Origin of the sequence: Phyllobacterium brassicacearum (assembly GCF_003010955.1) — a bacterium.
Lineage (GTDB): Bacteria > Pseudomonadota > Alphaproteobacteria > Rhizobiales > Rhizobiaceae > Phyllobacterium > Phyllobacterium brassicacearum.
The window spans coordinates 217,843-233,795 of sequence record NZ_PGGO01000002.1 but is presented as its reverse complement, the minus strand read 5'-3'; the positions used below and the strand labels follow the sequence as shown (position 1 = coordinate 233,795).

14 protein-coding genes and 1 pseudogene are annotated in these 15,953 nt (G+C 55.7%); 6 read left to right on the top strand and 9 right to left on the bottom strand.

From position 1 onward, the window contains the following. Positions 1-131: 131 nt before the first annotated feature. Positions 132-1,916 carry a B12-binding domain-containing radical SAM protein gene (locus CU102_RS04030; RefSeq protein ID WP_106709947.1) on the top strand — a complete coding sequence of 595 codons (1,785 nt, stop codon included), beginning with the start codon at positions 132-134 and terminating at the stop codon, positions 1,914-1,916. Between the two features lie 217 nt (positions 1,917-2,133). Here the strand turns inward: CU102_RS04030 and CU102_RS04020 are convergent, their stop codons facing one another. The 6 genes from CU102_RS04020 to CU102_RS31090 all read right to left on the bottom strand — a co-directional run bounded on the left by CU102_RS04020 (position 2,134) and on the right by CU102_RS31090 (position 8,901). Continuing rightward, positions 2,134-2,796 carry an adenylate/guanylate cyclase domain-containing protein gene (locus tag CU102_RS04020; RefSeq protein WP_106709673.1) on the bottom strand — a complete coding sequence of 221 codons (663 nt, stop codon included), beginning with the start codon at positions 2,794-2,796 and terminating at the stop codon, positions 2,134-2,136. Positions 2,797-3,018: 222 nt separating this feature from the next. Then, entirely contained in the window at positions 3,019-4,464 is a 1,446-nt protein-coding gene (locus tag CU102_RS04015; protein ID WP_106709672.1) for a sensor histidine kinase, read from the bottom strand. Further along, a complete protein-coding gene (locus tag CU102_RS04010; RefSeq protein WP_106709671.1) occupies positions 4,461-5,180 on the bottom strand; it encodes a response regulator in 720 nt (239 codons plus the stop codon). The genes CU102_RS04015 and CU102_RS04010 overlap by 4 nt, the downstream gene beginning before the upstream one ends. A gap of 958 nt (positions 5,181-6,138) precedes the next feature. Then, a complete protein-coding gene (locus CU102_RS04005; RefSeq protein ID WP_106709670.1) occupies positions 6,139-7,659 on the bottom strand; it encodes an FAD-dependent oxidoreductase in 1,521 nt (506 codons plus the stop codon). A gap of 329 nt (positions 7,660-7,988) precedes the next feature. Continuing rightward, positions 7,989-8,636, bottom strand: coding sequence for a hypothetical protein (locus CU102_RS04000; RefSeq protein ID WP_245425164.1), 648 nt, complete (start codon positions 8,634-8,636; stop codon positions 7,989-7,991). Between the two features lie 64 nt (positions 8,637-8,700). Continuing rightward, on the bottom strand, positions 8,701-8,901 hold the full coding sequence (locus CU102_RS31090) for a hypothetical protein (protein WP_208113805.1): 201 nt from the start codon (positions 8,899-8,901) through the stop codon (positions 8,701-8,703). A 51-nt stretch (positions 8,902-8,952) separates the two neighbouring features. On the opposite strand from CU102_RS31090, the pseudogene CU102_RS29680 reads away from it, so the two are divergent. Next, a pseudogene (locus tag CU102_RS29680) lies at positions 8,953-9,129 on the top strand (VOC family protein); the annotation flags it as partial. 825 nt (positions 9,130-9,954) lie between these two features. Here CU102_RS29680 and trxB read toward each other — a convergent pair. The 3 genes from trxB to CU102_RS03975 form a co-directional block, all read right to left on the bottom strand. Continuing rightward, the gene (gene trxB / locus CU102_RS03985; RefSeq protein ID WP_106709669.1) at positions 9,955-10,914 is read right to left on the bottom strand and encodes a thioredoxin-disulfide reductase; all 960 of its coding nucleotides are present in this window, start codon (positions 10,912-10,914) and stop codon (positions 9,955-9,957) included. 71 nt (positions 10,915-10,985) lie between these two features. After that, the gene (locus CU102_RS03980) at positions 10,986-11,138 is read right to left on the bottom strand and encodes a DUF1127 domain-containing protein (protein WP_106709668.1); all 153 of its coding nucleotides are present in this window, start codon (positions 11,136-11,138) and stop codon (positions 10,986-10,988) included. A 111-nt stretch (positions 11,139-11,249) separates the two neighbouring features. Further along, positions 11,250-11,777: a YkgB family protein gene (locus CU102_RS03975; protein WP_106709944.1), complete on the bottom strand. Its 528-nt coding sequence runs from the start codon at positions 11,775-11,777 to the stop codon at positions 11,250-11,252. Between the two features lie 503 nt (positions 11,778-12,280). Here CU102_RS03975 and CU102_RS03970 point away from each other — a divergent pair. From CU102_RS03970 to CU102_RS03955, 4 genes are all read left to right on the top strand, one after another. Then, positions 12,281-12,898, top strand: coding sequence for a TetR/AcrR family transcriptional regulator (locus tag CU102_RS03970; RefSeq protein ID WP_106709667.1), 618 nt, complete (start codon positions 12,281-12,283; stop codon positions 12,896-12,898). 429 nt (positions 12,899-13,327) lie between these two features. Continuing rightward, positions 13,328-13,726 carry a VOC family protein gene (locus CU102_RS03965; protein ID WP_106709666.1) on the top strand — a complete coding sequence of 133 codons (399 nt, stop codon included), beginning with the start codon at positions 13,328-13,330 and terminating at the stop codon, positions 13,724-13,726. A gap of 98 nt (positions 13,727-13,824) precedes the next feature. Next, the gene (locus tag CU102_RS03960) at positions 13,825-15,150 is read left to right on the top strand and encodes an epoxide hydrolase family protein (RefSeq protein WP_106709665.1); all 1,326 of its coding nucleotides are present in this window, start codon (positions 13,825-13,827) and stop codon (positions 15,148-15,150) included. Between the two features lie 370 nt (positions 15,151-15,520). Beyond that, positions 15,521-15,907, top strand: a complete 387-nt coding sequence (locus tag CU102_RS03955; protein WP_425351517.1) for a cupin domain-containing protein — start codon at positions 15,521-15,523, stop codon at positions 15,905-15,907. Positions 15,908-15,953: the final 46 nt, after the last annotated feature.

Below are 15,953 nucleotides of genomic sequence, written 5' to 3'. Positions count from 1 at the left end.
CGACAGCCGCGTTGCAAAACAGAGTAATAGGCAACATGCCCCTCTTGAAAGCGTACGAGCACGATCCGGATTTTGAGAGCGAGCGTACCTCTGCTATGCTCGGGTAATTGCCTCCAACCGAAAGATTGATTTTGTCGTATGTTTCAGAGGCACGAGATCGACGCTTCCAGCTAATTCTCATCAAACCGTCGCACTATGATGACGATGGATATGTGATCCGTTGGTGGCGAGCCATGATACCGTCAAATTCGCTTGCCGCGCTCCACGGTATTGCCGCTGACTGCGCGGATCGTCAGGTGCTCGGGCCCGATATCGCTATCGATATCACGGTAGTTGACGAGACCAACACGCGCGTCAACGTTTCAGCCCTTCTGGCTAAATTCCGGCGGCACAATAACTTCGGAATGGTCGCTTTGGTCGGTGTCCAGTCCAATCAGTATCCGCGCGCTCTCGACATTGCCCGGCCCTTCCGTGATGCAGGGCTGCCCGTCGCCATGGGGGGCTTTCATGTATCGGGCTGCCTGGCCATGCTTGACGGGCACGCCGTCGGGCTCGACGCATGTCGCGCGATGGGCATTTCGATATTTGCGGGCGAGGCCGAGGGCCGGCTCGAGACTGTGCTGCGCGATGCGGCATCGGACCAGCTACAACCGCTATACAACTTCATGAACGACTTGCCTGGCATTGAAGGCGCACCCGTACCATTCCTGCCGAAACGCTACGTCGCGCATACGCTTGGTCTGAGCGCGAGCTTTGACGCCGGACGCGGCTGTCCCTATCAATGCTCGTTCTGCACCATCATCAACGTGCAAGGCCGAAAATCGCGGTTTCGTTCCGCCGATGACGTCGAGAAACTGGTGCGCCTGAACTGGGCGCATGGCGTCCATAAGTTCTTCATCACCGACGATAATTTCGCGCGCAATAAAGAATGGGAAGCAATCTTTGACCGCCTTATCGCGTTGAAGGAGAAGGATGGAATCCCGCTTGGCCTGATGATCCAGGTTGATACGTTGTGCCACAAGATCGAGAACTTCGTGGAGAAGGCGAAGCGTGCGGGTGTCACACGGGTTTTCATTGGCCTCGAGAACGTCAATCCGGACAATCTCATCGCCGCCAAGAAGGGCCAGAACAAGATCACCGAGTATCGCAGGATGCTGCTCGCGTGGAAGGCGCAGGGGATCATGACGCTGGCCGGCTACATCCTCGGCTTTCCGTCGGACACACCTGAAACAATCCGGCGCGATATCGCAATCATTCAAGAGGAGCTCCCGCTCGATATTATCGAGTTTTTTTGCCTGACGCCGCTGCCCGGCTCGGAGGATCACCAGATCCTGTGGAAAAATGGGGTCGAGATGGATCCCGATCTCAACATCTATGACGTCGAGCATGTGTGCACGGCCCATGCCAGGATGAGCAAGCGCGAGTGGGAGAACATCTATCGTGACGCGTGGTCGCTCTACTACACACCGAAACACATGACGACACTGCTGCGTCGCGCACGCGCAACGGGGGTTCCGATGGGTAGTCTCGTCAAGGTGCTTGTGGCTTTCGCGACGATGGTTCACCTCGAAAACGTGCATCCATTGCAGAGCGGCATCTTGCGCTTGAAGCGTCCGTCGGAGCGACGTCCCGAGATGCCGCGAGAAGGGCCACTGATCTTCTGGCCTCGCTTCGTTTGGGAGACACTTGGCAAGCATGCCATCCTCGCCGGCGCGATTGTCCGATTGGCCTCGACGGCACTTATGATTTCCAGGGACCCGGCATCACGGAAGTACATGGATCAGGCTTTGATGCCCGTCGGCGTTGATGACGAAGAGAAACTTGACCTTTTCACCAAGACGACAGGTGGCAGTGCGGCTGTGAATCATATGAAAAAGATCGCTCATCTGACACACCCTGGCCGAGCCATCAATTAGCCTGACCTTATAATTCGATTTGCTCAGCGATACGCGTCATCCACCTCAATGCCGAGATGGCGAACGGTATTTTCGAGCTTGGCATGGCCCACGAGAAGGTGCACAGCGCGCAGGTTGCCGGTTCTCTTGTAAATCTGCTTGGCTTTTGTTCTGCGCATCGAATTGGCGGAGTGGCTGATAGAGACTGCACACTGTCACTTTGCCTAGTAGGAGGATTTCAGATAGCGATCCGGATTGAAAGTAGACCGGTCCGATCGCGAATTGTTGTGGTAATCGCAGAATGAAGACGATTGATCCCGGTTTCCGACGGGGAGTGTTTACATACCACCCGCACCAATTCATCAGATGCGATCAGGCCGGTTGGATAGATCCTGGTCATATGCTCGAGCCGGCTGGCAGTATTCACCGTGTCGCCGAACACGCTCATTCGACTTTCACGCAGACTGGGGATGCGGCCAAGGATCACGGGACCGGCATGGAGCCCAACCCCAATATTCAATCCTGGCCGGAAGGAGACATCCTCGTGGTTCCAGGCGTCTATCGACTCCAGCATTGCAAAGCCGCACCGGAGTGCCGTCGACGATACAGTCGATGGTGTGCCACACCACGCCGCCATCACTTCGTCGCCGGCATTTGTGGTAACGGTTGTTGAATATTCTGCAACAACCTTTGCCATACGTTGATGAAAGGTCGAGAGTGTGTGGAATGCTACGCACGGGTCAACGGATTGGCAAAAACGTGTGAAGCCTTTGATGTCGGCAAACAGCACGGCCGCGAAAACCAATCTGGCGTGGGTGGCGTCACTTTTTTCTGAATTGATCGGATATATGCGAGGATTCATTAAACCGCTGCGGCTGGGTTGGTTCTCGAAGTGCATCATTTCGACATCCTCACAATGAGTAGAGCCCTGGGGCCGACACTTGCTTCACAAGCAGCATATTGCGATTGAGGTGTCGCAAAGGTTTGTCTGAATGCACGAGTTATTGCGCCGAACCGTAACAATTGGGTCATTTGCGACATTTCGATACACATTTCCTGTCGCGCTTGCCGCTGGCGATGCTTGCCTCCAATGAGATCGGTCGAATGCGTGGTTGTGGCTGTTTCAGGCGATTCGCTGAGCGGCGGGGAGAGTAACGATGACCTTTAATCCGATATCGCCGTTAAAGAGAGCGATCTCCCCTCCGTGATGGTGAATGATTGCCCGAGCTATCGACAAACCGAGCCCGACGCCACCAGTTTCCCGGTTGCGGGATTGCTCCAGCCGGAAGAATGGTGCGAAGACATCCTCGAAAGCGCTTTCAGGTATACCGGGCCCATCATCCTCTACGATAATACCGATACCGTCATGCCGCTTTCTAACGCTGACCCGTGCTCTTTCACCGTAGCGGACAGCATTTTCGATCAAATTGCGAAAGGCTCTTCGCAGTGCATCGGGCCGGCATCGATAGACGATCTTTTCGCTCTCAAGGAATTTGACGTCCTGGCCAAGCTCGTCCATGTCGTCGCAGATACTCTCTACGAGGGCAGAAATGTTCATGGCACGCGTGTTTTCTACTGTGCCCTCTTCCCTGGCAAAGGCAAGGGCCGCTTCCGTCATCGTCTGTATCTCGTCGATGGTTGCAAGCATTTTCTGTTGTACATCAGGATCCGCTACAAATTCGGCCCTCAGCCGAAGGGAAGTCAGGGGCGTTCGCAAGTCGTGACCAATGGCCGCCAGCATCCGGGTCCGATCTTCGACAAAGCGATGAAGCCGACATTGCATGCGATTGAATGCTTCCGCAGTCTGGCGGATGTCGTCAGGTCCGGCTTCGGGAAGCGGCTGCACACTTTCACCGCGTCCCAACGCTTCGGCTGCCACGGCGAGGCGTCGCATTGGACTTGCAATCTGCCTGGAAACGATGACACCGATCAGCGAAAGAATCGCAGCTGTGATACCCAGGGACGACAGGGACTGGACGTTCCAAATGGAATTGGGGACCGGCTTGGCGTAGGCGGTGTTCAGCCAGGTTCCATCGCTCAGTCCAACCGCCAGCCCCATCCCGTTTGAATGACTGAGATACAGAAACTTTGCCGGCTGCGGTACAGTCCAGACGTGCGGGCTAAGCGTGGTCCAGGAATCAGTCGGAGCAGCCAGGGCATGGAAGGGAGATGTTTCGAGTTGTGACGGTGCTGAAGCGGCGGCGGAATTGGCTGTTTCAGCCATTTTAAACTTCAGAGCTTTCATATTCGGCATGGGTTTTGATAATTGTGCCCAAGCCTCCTGACGCCACATGCTAGCGTCCACGGGGTCTTGCGAGGATAGCCAGAAGCGGCTGTAAGCGGTGCCGCTGGCGTCCAGAACGTCCTTGCGAAACGCCGTCGGGATGGATTCGAGCAGTGTCGCAAGGGAAGCCGTTCGGCTGAAAAACTCTGCCTTGGCGGCCGCCTGCAGGGCCTTACCCCGCTCATCCCACGAGGTCACGAAACTGAGTGCCTGGGAGAGCGCGAGCGCGAGCAGCATCAGGCCGATGAATTGTGCTGCAAGGCTGCGCTTCCACCACCGTTTCATACCTGCACCACCTCTGCGCAAATACTATATCCGCCACCCCAGTGGGTCTTTATGATCGCCGGATTCTTTGGGTCCACCTCGACCTTTTTTCGCAAACGGCTGACCTGATTGTCGATACTTCGGTCGAAAGATTCGGCGCTGCGGCCAACGGTTAGGTCCATTAGCTGATCGCGGCTCAGCACCATTCCAGGATGTTCGAGAAACGCCTTCAGCAATCGAAACTCGGCTGTGCTGAGCGGGACACCAACACCGTCGTTTGCAAGGATTTCCCGGCGCCCGACATCCAAATTCCATCGATCGAAGCTGATTGTCTTGGCCTTGAGCGTCTCGCGCTGCGGCGGCAAGCTATTGACTCGTCTTAAGACTGCCCTGATCCGCGCGAGCAGCTCCCGCGGATTGAAGGGTTTGACGAGATAGTCGTCGGCTCCAAGCTCCAGTCCGATAATCCGATCCGTGTCGTCTGCCATGGCGGTGAGGAAAATGATCGGCAACTCCGTTGAACGGCGCAACTGCCTGCAGACGGACAAGCCATCTTCCCCCGGCATCATGATGTCGAGAATAATCAGGTCCGGAGCGCTCCGCTCGAGCAACTTTCGCAGAGCGGTTCCGCTCTCAGCCACGCTGATGCGATATCCTTGCTGAGAAAGATATTTTCCAACGAGATCGCGAATATCCCGGTGATCGTCGACGACTGCGATATGGGGTGCGGATTGCATTGGGAACGTCCCATGACTTCTGATCTAAATGCTTGAAATATCACTCGCGGCGATCTTTCGGTATCCGGAAAATTGTATCAAAGTTTGTCAAGCCGTCCCGGTAGTAATGCGGACGAAAGCTGGCGGGTCTATGCAGGAATGGAAATCCGTTTGGTAAAAACAGTTAACATGTTGATTGTGCATGCAGTTATACCGATGTTGTTGTGCAGCGGTTTCCCTTAACGGCCTTAAAAACCAATAGAAAACTAGCAATTTCGCACAACGTTTTTTGGGTGGCGAACAAGGCCTTCTGTCTCTCAACGGCACATCTCTGCTATGAGGTTCGGTACCGCAAGCAAACGCGCGAGATCATGGCGAGGGCAGGGGATAAACCAGGGCAAAGCCTCTTCCAATAACGGTGGCGTCACGACCTTTGGTTTTCCGTCAACGGATCAAGTCGACGGAAAATTAGTTGCATAAACCGCGGGTGAAGCGGCGCCCCTACGGTCCGAGGGACAGTTCACATGAAAGCGGCGATCGACAAGGCAAATCGATATGCACTTCGATGATACTCGGGCTGCCCGGATTCATTGAAAGAAAGAGGCGACATCGAAAAAGGAACAAACTCAAAGCGAGTTCTCTCCTGGTCGATCGATTTTCGTCAACGAAGTTACAAACGCCGGCCGCGTGATCGCGCTAATTGATATCTTCGGACGCATGACGCCAGTCGGACCCGTTTCCTAGACCGTATCAAGTTATCCAGGGCAAAGTCTGGGCGGGGAGTGTTGTGTTGACGTGTAACGGTCACGCAATCCTTTTCCCCCGGATGATCCTGTCCCTCGAGTACCAGGCACCGATTGCCCCATGGTTCAGGGATCGGCCATATCAACACTCATGGTGTCAGGATCGCGCAAAGGCAAGCGTTTCACGCAACCTATGCTCAAGATGGTGAGATTCGTGAACTTCGACTCATTGCATGCTAAGCGATTTCGCGCTCCATCCGGACTTCGGCCTCTAGACTTTCGAGATCCCGATAAATGGTGACTGTGGCCAGCACCTGTCCGCCGCTTTTGTATTGCAGCGTGCAGTCCTTCGCTTTGATATCGCCGTCGATGACAATCTCATCCCATTTTCCGGCGTGACCAACGTAGTTGATCGGGATGTCATAATGCTGGCTCCAGAAGAAGGGCACGGACTCGAACTTTTCCTGTCGTCCAAGCATATTGAGAGCAGCGATCTGTCCCTGGCGTTGCGCGACCACCCAATGCTCGACACGGATACTTCGACCGGAATGCGGATCAGGCCAGCGTGCGATGTCGCCCGCCGCGTAAATCCCCGGCACACTTGTCTCGAGATGGGCATTGACCACAACGCCGTCGTCGATAGCAAGGCCAGCCTGCTCGGCCAACGCGAGGCGTGGTCGTACCCCGATACCGGCAACGACAAAGTCTGCCTCAAGTACGGCGCCGCTCTTGAGCCGAACTTTCGAACCCTCGATTGCAACCACCGTATCTTCGAGATGAAAAATGACGCCGTGCTCCTCGTGGAGAGCCCGGATGAAATCCCCCAATTCCGGTCCGAGAACCCGCTCCATCGGGCACTTGGCCGGAGCGACAACATGAACCTCGATATCGCGTGCGCGGAGAGAGGCGGCGACCTCGAGCCCGATAAAACTCGCCCCTGTCACCACGGCTCGTCTACTGCTTTTGGCTGCAGCGATGATGGCGCGGCTGTCATCAAGCGTTCGCAGCGTATAGACATTGGGCTGATCCGCGCCGGGTATAGTCAAGCGCACTGGTTCCGCACCTGTTGCCAGGAGCAACCGATCATATGGAATCTTGTCGCCGTTTCCGGTGACGACATGTCGTGCCGTGACGTCGATTGCAGTGACTTCTGTCCGAAGGCGAACGTCGATGTTCTGCTTGCTGTAATATTTGTCCGATCGCAACGGCAGCCATTCTTCAGGCGCGCTGCCAGCCAGATAATCCTTCGAAAGGTTCGGCCGATCGACGGGTCCGGCTGTGTCCGCGCTTAGCATGACGATACTGCCCTGATAATTGCGCCGCCGAAGCATTTCCGCCGCGGCAAAACCCGCCGCACCGCCACCGATTATGATAACCTTCTCCGGCGTGTCCGATCGTGCGGGCTGCTCCTGTTTTGGTTGATCGCGTTTGTTCTGAACAAAGAGCTTCCCGTCTCGCTGATCCACTTCCCAGCACGACAATGGGCTTAAGGCAGGTGCTCGGACGGCTTCCCCGCTGCGCAGGTCGAAACAGGCATGGTGCCATGGGCATCGCACGGTATTCCCTTCCACCAGTCCATCAACAAGCGGACCATGATAGTGGCTGCACAGCGCATCAATGGCGAATATCCCGTCCGCTGTTCGCACCACGAGAACGTCTTTTCCGCCGACATGACCGAGAAGCTTCCCTTCATGAAGGGCATGAACAGGTATGCCCTGTGACAGGTCGGGGCCACTTGCGGACTGGTTTTCAACCATAGGTGTCTCCTTCGAGAGCGAGCAGGTAGAGTGGCGCCGTCATTCAGCATAAAGAAGGAGTGCGGCACCAATCAACAACGGCAATACAGCCGGCAGAAAATTGAGCCAAGACACTGAGGCTGCCGTGGTGCGCGTAAACCAAATCGGGTGTTAGGTCGGCGCTGCTCCATTGGGATTAATCCCTACTTTATCATGACATGAAGCGGGAAGAGGAATAATATATTCGGCTTAGTGGATTGCAAAAATCCACGGGGATATAGGTGACGAATTCAGAAACGAAACGCCGTGGAGCGGCCAATTCGCCGACTGTGATCGAAAATCTGGGGTGACTAATCTTCACGAGCAGGCAATTCGTAGGTGGTGCTTGTCTCGTTCGCTTCGACTTTGTTGAACCCAATCGCAGCAAACCAGCGATCGACATCCGGACGATTACTCCAGATCACCGACCGGACAGGAATATTGCCGCAAAGTTGTTGGATTTTCTGAATGTGTCGTTTGCAGAAGCGAACGGTCTTGGCTGCGAAAAACGCTTCATTAGCAGCGAAAGAAGTGTACGCCTTTCCATCATCTTCATGCCACGTGATAACGGCCAGGATTTGGTCTCCTTCTCGCAAAGCGTGTCCTCGACCTTCTCTTAGGTCCATCAAGAGATGCTCTTTGGCGCTTCCTTCAGTCTCTCCGGCTGCTGAAAATTCTTGGCTAATTCTGACGGCGAGATGCGAGAAGACATGACTAAGGTCTTGTCGCGTGGCGGTTCTGGCTTCCATGGCTGTCCTCCGATCCGTCTTCACTGAATCTATAAATAGGGACGATCCCATGCAATTCACAGACGCTGTAGCCGTCGGGGAACGCGCCGGCGCGATGACGGTTATCTCGTTGCCGACGCCCGGATCGCGCGCACTGGCATCCAGATCGCTTTTTAGGCGGCCATTGACTGGAATGACCAACGAGCAGACAGTTTCAATGTCGTCAGGCATTTCTTTGGCCACTGACGTTTGAGAGATATCAGCGTTCCCGCCTCAAACAGAAGGAGCCGCTTGCTTACCCCAACTTGCCGACAAAGCTTTTTACCTTAATGCAGACTGTAATCTGGCGCTGCACGATAAGCATGTGAAGCCTTGCAGCGTCCGGGACGCCTTCATCGCTTCCGTTCAGCGACCTGCCAGTCAGAACCGGATCAAGCTCTTGCTGGAACGCGGTCTTCATCGCCTCGGCGACGTTGAGAACCGGCTCGGCTACCATGTCGGCCGCTTGGCAGATTGAGAAGGTCTTAAATCATCATTGGAGAGAATCATGACACATGCAGGAGTTGACCTGAAGCTTGAAGTCGCCGTCATCCCTGTTGCGGATGTCGAGCGGTCGAAGGAGTTCTACGCAAGCTTGGGTTGGCGGCTCGATGCCGACTTCGTCAGAAATGACGGGTCTCGCGCCGTTCAGTTCACGCCTCCGGGCTCGCCCTGTTCGATCCACCTGGTGGACCTATTGAGCGATGTTCTTGCCGCCCATGGCGGCCTTGACCACTGGAATTCCTTTGAGAAAGCTAGCGTGACGATTGTCTCAGGCGGCGAATTGTGGGGGATGAAAGGCATCGAAGCCGATGCGACGCCGCGTCGTGTAACCGCTGCAATACACCACGAGTGGATGGACGTGGCGCCCTACGGCGATCCCGATTGGCGTATGACTTTCGTGCCCGAACGGGTTGTGATTGAGGCCCCGGACAACAAGATCATCGCTGAACGGGACAATCCCCTCGCTGCCTTTGCCGGCCACACGCTAAATACCCCATGGGACCCGCTGCACCGCGCTTACTTCAATGGCTATGCGATGTGGACTTATTTGAATACGCCGTTCCTGATGGCGCTGCCGGGTTTCAAGGTTGAGGAGATCGCACCGTGGAACGAAGAGGGGGAAACGTGGCGCGTGTTGCGGGCAACATTTCCCAAGGAGATTGAAAGCCATTGCCCGGTTCAGGAATTCTATTTTGGACCAGATTTTCTACTGCGTCGCCATGACTATCAGGTCGATATTTCCGGGAGCTTTCCCGCGGCCCAGTATGTCTATGACATGGTAACGGCCGATGGCATCAGGTTTCCGACGAAACGACGCGCTCACCCCCGGAGTGCTGATGGCCGTCCCGATCGCGATCGGGTTTATGTCTGGATCGACCTCACCGACTTCGGGATGAGCTGAGGCTATACACGCCACCTTCCATAGCCGGCTTCTATCGACAGCCCGAACAGCTGATTGCATCACGCGCTCCGCCGTTCGAACTGCAATAGGCGCACAATTTTACGCTCATTTGTCAGGATCACTTGGATATTCGGCAAGGAATTTATCGGCTTCCAAGGCTGCCATGCATCCCATTCCGGCGGAGCTTATGGCTTGGCGGAATACCGGGTCGATAACATCGCCGGCCGCCTGGCATCCGGGAACGGATGTCTTGGTCGACCAGGAGCCAACTTTGATGTAGCCGGCCTCATCCATGTCGAGCTGGCCACGGAACAGCGCAGTGGCCGGGTCGTGACCGATTGCAACGAAGACGCCGTCTGTGGGAAGCTCTTTCGTCTGACCTGTTCTTACATCACGGATACGTACGCCAGTTACCGATTTCGTCGGCTCATGCTCCCCGAGAACCTCTTCGACGACGTGGTTCCAGACCACCTCGACATTCGGTTTGGCCAAAAGACGGTCTTGCAGGATCGGTTCCGCGCGGAATCGATCTCGGCGATGGATGACCGTGACCTTGGAGGCAATCTTCGACAGGTAGAGCGCTTCCTCGACGGCCGTGTTGCCACCGCCCACGACTACGACTTCTTTGTCTCGATAGAAAAAACCATCACAAGTTGCGCAGGCCGACACGCCGTAGCCATTGAACGCCACCTCCGACGGGATACCGAGCCAGCGGGCTTGAGCTCCCGTAGCGATAATGAGTCCGTCAGCGACGTACGTGTCGCCGGAGTCACCTTGGGCACGGAACGGACGTTTGGAGAGATCGACCGAGGTGATCGTGTCGTACACCAGCTGCGTGCCGACATTTACTGCCTGCTGCCGCATCTGCTCCATCAGCCAAGGTCCTTGAACTGGTTCCGCAAAGCCCGGGTAATTCTCGACATCCGTAGTGATCGTGAGCTGACCACCAGGCTGGATGCCAGTCAACAAAAGTGGCTTGAGATTTGCACGGGCAGCGTAGATGGCAGCGGTATATCCTGTTGGTCCGGCCCCTATTATCAAGACTTTAGTGTGATGTGTGCTCATGGTGTGATCCTGATTGTTTTCAATGTTCGTCTTCTTCCTCGACCATGAGGAAGACAGGTTCAAAACGTGGGTCAGAATCTCGCGTTCGATACGATCAGATCGATCTCGTGACGGGAGATGCCGACATCCTCAAGATCTCGATCGGTGAGTTTCGTAAGCTCGCGGATGCTCTGGCGATAGCGCAGGTGGCTGCGGATTCTTGACACTATATAGGCTATAAGCATGGTCGTTCCTTTATGTTGAACCGACCGTCACGGCCGGTTTGGGAAATGAAGGTTGCTGCCATCGTGACAGCTAGATGAGGGCGAACCATGCAGGCACCCCCCCATCTTTGGTCAGGCATCTGCCGATCGGAATGCAGCGAGAGAGTCGATGGCGATCCGTAAGGACAGCGCGAGCAGGCCAATATCCTTGAGCAGGAACTGCCCGGGAGCGACCGATATCGCCGGAAACCCCAGCTCGGGCAAGAACACGCCAGGGGTCGTCACCATGAAGCTGAGCGTGGTCACGAACAGCCCGGCCGAGAGCACGCCGCCAATGAGGGAGTACAGCGGGTTCAAGAGCCGTGCCGCGATCAGAGCGCCGATACTGATTTCAACAACACCGAGCAGGCCTGAGAAGGCTCGCACGCTGAACAGAGAATAGGTCCAGCTCAACAGCGGACTATTGCCGACCAGGCCAGTCAGGCCCTCCGCTTCATAGGCCGTGAATTTCATGCCACCGAACCAGAAGTAGATCACTGCCAGCGAGGCATACATGCCCGCCGTGGTGATGGTCTGGCCATAGCGGTCAACGAGATCGAGGAACACGGCGCGCACCCGGGTCGGATTTGCAGCGGCACTCTGGATAGAAACACGAGGCATTGTTGTCTTCTCCTTGGTTGTCCGCGGTGGGCGATCTGCCCGGTTAGCGCGGGAAACGATACCGATCTGTATCGCATGAGCATGGATGTATACCGATCTGTATTGTTTTGCAAGATCCGAGCGAAACTTTTTTGCATCTCCGCTTTGTTGGACGTTCGTCTTGGATGCGGTCACACCGCAAAAGCGCTGCTCTTAATAGAAGACGTTAACTAAAAAAGATACGATTGTGTCTCTATGATTCCAAACGTCCAAGACAGAGATTGTTCGGTGAAATTGCGAAAGATCAACGCAAGCGCTGCCAGAACGACGGAATCTCAGTCAAATGACGCCTACTATTCGATTCAAAAGGATACAGATATGTACTTCTATCTGTTTCCAGAGCCCTGCCACTGCCTGGAAGACATTTCCAAACGTGCGAGTCGGCAAGGATCCATCTTGCTTTTCTCTTCAGCCATCGCTATCTAACGATACAGATCAGGCCTTTTATTTATTGTGAGGATGAAATGCGCCGTTCAGAAATCCGGGACCATCTGCTCGACACTGCACTGCGGTTGTTTAATGAGCGCGGCTATCACGCGACAGGTATCGATTTGATCATTGCCGAAAGTGGCGTTGCGAAGACGACATTGTACCGGCACTTCGAAACCAAGGAGGACCTGATCCTGGCCGCCCTCGAACGGCGCGACGAGGAGGACCGTGTTGCCTTGCGTACTTTTGTCGAGCAGCACGCAAGCGATCCGGTCGAGCGCCTTCTGGCAACCTTCGATTTCCTTGAAGCCTCGTTCAACGATAAGCAGTACCGCGGTTGCATTTTCGTGAGCGCCGCCGGAGAGCATAAGGACCCCGCAAACCCCGTGTTCCGCGCTGCGGAAATGCATAAGCGCCTAGTGCTCGCGTATTTTGAGGAACTCGCTCATGCCGCGCGGTTCGCCGAGCCGAAGCAGATCGCGGCCGAGATCAACCTGCTGCACGAGGGTGCGATGGCAGTTGCACAGATAACCCGCAGTGCCGAGCCTGCTCGGCAGGCGAAAAGCTTGGCGAGCCAGTTGCTCACGACGGCAGGACGGTCTCCGTTGGAACCGGCTGCCCGGCGAGCGGATGCGTCAGCCTTGCAGGCATGAAGGCTGACTTCTAGCCTGTCGCCAGCACCGATCCCCCGTTTAGGTCGCACCAGCCACGGTCGTCGAAAATCCTAAGCCATCCGTTGAGACATGACTCGCGGCGCGCCGGAAGCAGCACGTCCGTGGAACACTCGCACGTTCGGTCGCTGGGCAAAAATGCGGCCATCTCGTCCACGAGGAAGGAAGCGTTGCAAGCTTGTCGCGAGAGATGCCGCTGGTATGCGCTCTGTGCTGCCTTTCATGATAGAGTCAGCCGGATGTTCGGCATTCCCGATCGTATCAAAGCGTGTCTCGCCTGATCCACTCCCGCATTTGCTTACAATCCGGCGGCGTAACAGACCCAATCCATACACGAAGAGAGCGCTTTGTCCCGTGAGCCGGAAGGGCAATGAGCCACGGCGAAATTGGACCAATCAGGAAGGACGAGATATGACCGCTAAAGCCGCGCATCAAGTGTTGGGACACGCCGTTGTGGGAACCAACGAGTTAGACGCCGCCACAAACTTCTATGACAAATTGTTCGCTCTGTTCGGCGTAGGCCGCATTCTCGAACAGCCTGGCCGGGCAGTGTACTTCGGAACGACGATGCTCGAGTTCGGCGTGATCAATCCCTACAATGGCGACCGCGCCAACGTAGGCAACGGTAACATGGTTGCGTTGAGCGCGCGTTCCCGTGCCCATGTTGATGAAGTATACGACCTTGCAATTCAGCTCGGCGGCACCGACGAGGGGCAGCCGAGTCCGCGAGGTCCAAACCAGGATGGTCCGTACTGCGGATATTTCCGTGATCTCGACGGCAACAAGCTCTTGGTCTTCCACGCTGGTTAAGACTGACGCTTAGGCGTACGTTACCTCATTTATTGCTCGATTATGAATCAGCGATCCAAGTCTCTTTTCAACATATATAATAGGAGGAGGCATAAGAAATGAGGGAATTGCTCTACACACACAAGCGTGACAACTTTACGGTTCCGGCGATCACACGGCGCAGCTTGCTTGCGACCGCGGTCGCCGCAAGCGTGATCAGTCTGATCCCCGGCCAGCCCGCGGCATCAGGCGGCAAGGGCCAAATTCGACCCTTCAGCGTCTCTATTCCGGAGGAGCAGCTTGTTGAACTTCGCCAGCGCATAGTGGCCACACGGTGGCCCGAAAAGGAAACTGTAGAAGATAGCTCGCAAGGCGTTCCGCTTGCCGCGGTCCAGAAACTCGCGCGCTATTGGGCGACCGACTACGACTGGCGAAAGGGGGAGGCGAAATTGAATGCCTTTCCCCAGTTCATCACGGAAATCGATGGGTTGGACATTCATTTTATCCACGTCCGATCTACGCACGAAAATGCGTTGCCACTCATCGTCACGCACGGTTGGCCAGGTTCGGTCTTCGAGCAATTGAAGATCATCGAGCCATTGGTAAATCCCACGGCGCACGGTGGCAGTGAATCCGACGCCTTTCATGTGGTGATTCCGTCAATGCCGGGCTACGGATTCTCAGGCAAGCCGACCACGACCGGCTGGGGTCCCGAACGCATGGGTCGAGCGTGGGCCGAATTGATGAAGCGCCTTGGTTACACAAGCTATGTTGCCCAAGGCGGCGACTGGGGAGCATTTGTCGTCGACCAGATGGGCTTGCAGGCTCCTGAGGGATTGCTCGGCATCCATACCAACATGCCTGCCACTGTACCGGCCGATGTCGATAAAGCTCTCCAGGTCGGCGCGCCGCCGCCATCTGATCTGTCGGCTGAAGAACGACGCGCCTATGAGCAGCTCATCGCGACATTCAAGCAGGTCGACTATGCAAGGCTGATGGCAACGCGCCCGCAAACCCTGTACGGGATTGCGGACTCGCCCGTCGGCCTGGCTGCGTGGCTTCTCGACCACAATGATGCTGATGGCCAGCCAGCTGCCGCGGTCACCACGGCTCTGAACCGCACAGAGAGCTCCACGGGCGAACTGACGCGAGATGAGATTCTCGACAACATCACGCTCTATTGGCTGACCAACACCGGGGTCTCGGCATCCCGTCTCTATTGGGAATACAAGGGCGGCTTTTTCAACACCAAGGGCGTCTCTATTCCGGTGGCCGTGAGCGTCTTCCCTGGTGAGCAGTACGAGGCTCCGCGGAGCTGGACAGAGCGGGCTTATCCCAAGCTTATCCACTTCAATCAAGTGGAGAAGGGCGGGCACTTCGCTGCCTGGGAACAGCCGCAACTCTTCGCCCAAGAGGTGCGTGCCGGCTTCAAGTCGCTTCGATAATGCGTCGAAGATCGCGAGAACGTTGCCCCCGGTCACGTGGCTTCCTCATGATCGGGGTTCATATTTCGACACAAATACATTGAGATACAAAAGGCCATTTCGCCAGACACATTCGCAATACAACACTTTGGTCAAATGAGGTCGCTGGCTTCAGTTAGGGCCCGAATAACAAAGACCATGCCTACAAGCGCACCAGCGCCAGTGCTGCCATGCGACTCGGAGGCGTCAATGCGCAGCCGGAGATCCATTGCGCCCCTTCATGTGCAGGCGGGTCGTGGCTTTTGACGGCAAGCCGGAAACAATGGTCGCCCCGTTTAGTGCCTTCTACTATCGAACGACGAAAAAGGATAAATATATGAAACGCAATCAAATGATTATGGCAGCGATGTTTTTTGTAGGCTGCGGCTTCACAATGAATGTCGCGATGGCACAGCAGAACGGAATCTCGCGCACCGATCTTGTGCAGGAAGCCATCAGTATTAAAGGCCACGAAGCGGTACAGGTTCGCGTGGACTTTGAACCAGGCGCAGTCTCAATCAAGCATTCGCACCCCGGCGAAGAAGTCGCGTATGTCCTGGAAGGCAGCCTCGAGTATACGCTCGAAGGCCGGCAGCCAATCACCCTGGAGGCAGGCGAGGCCTTGTTCATTCCGTCTGGCGTGGCTCACCTGGCCAAGAACGTCGGCGGAACAAAGGCCTCCGAGCTTGCAACTTACATCGTTGAAACGGGAAAAACGCTCGTCGAGCCGGCCAAGTGAGCGTTCTTTGATGCTCGGACATACGAAGAATATGTTAGGGGGCAGA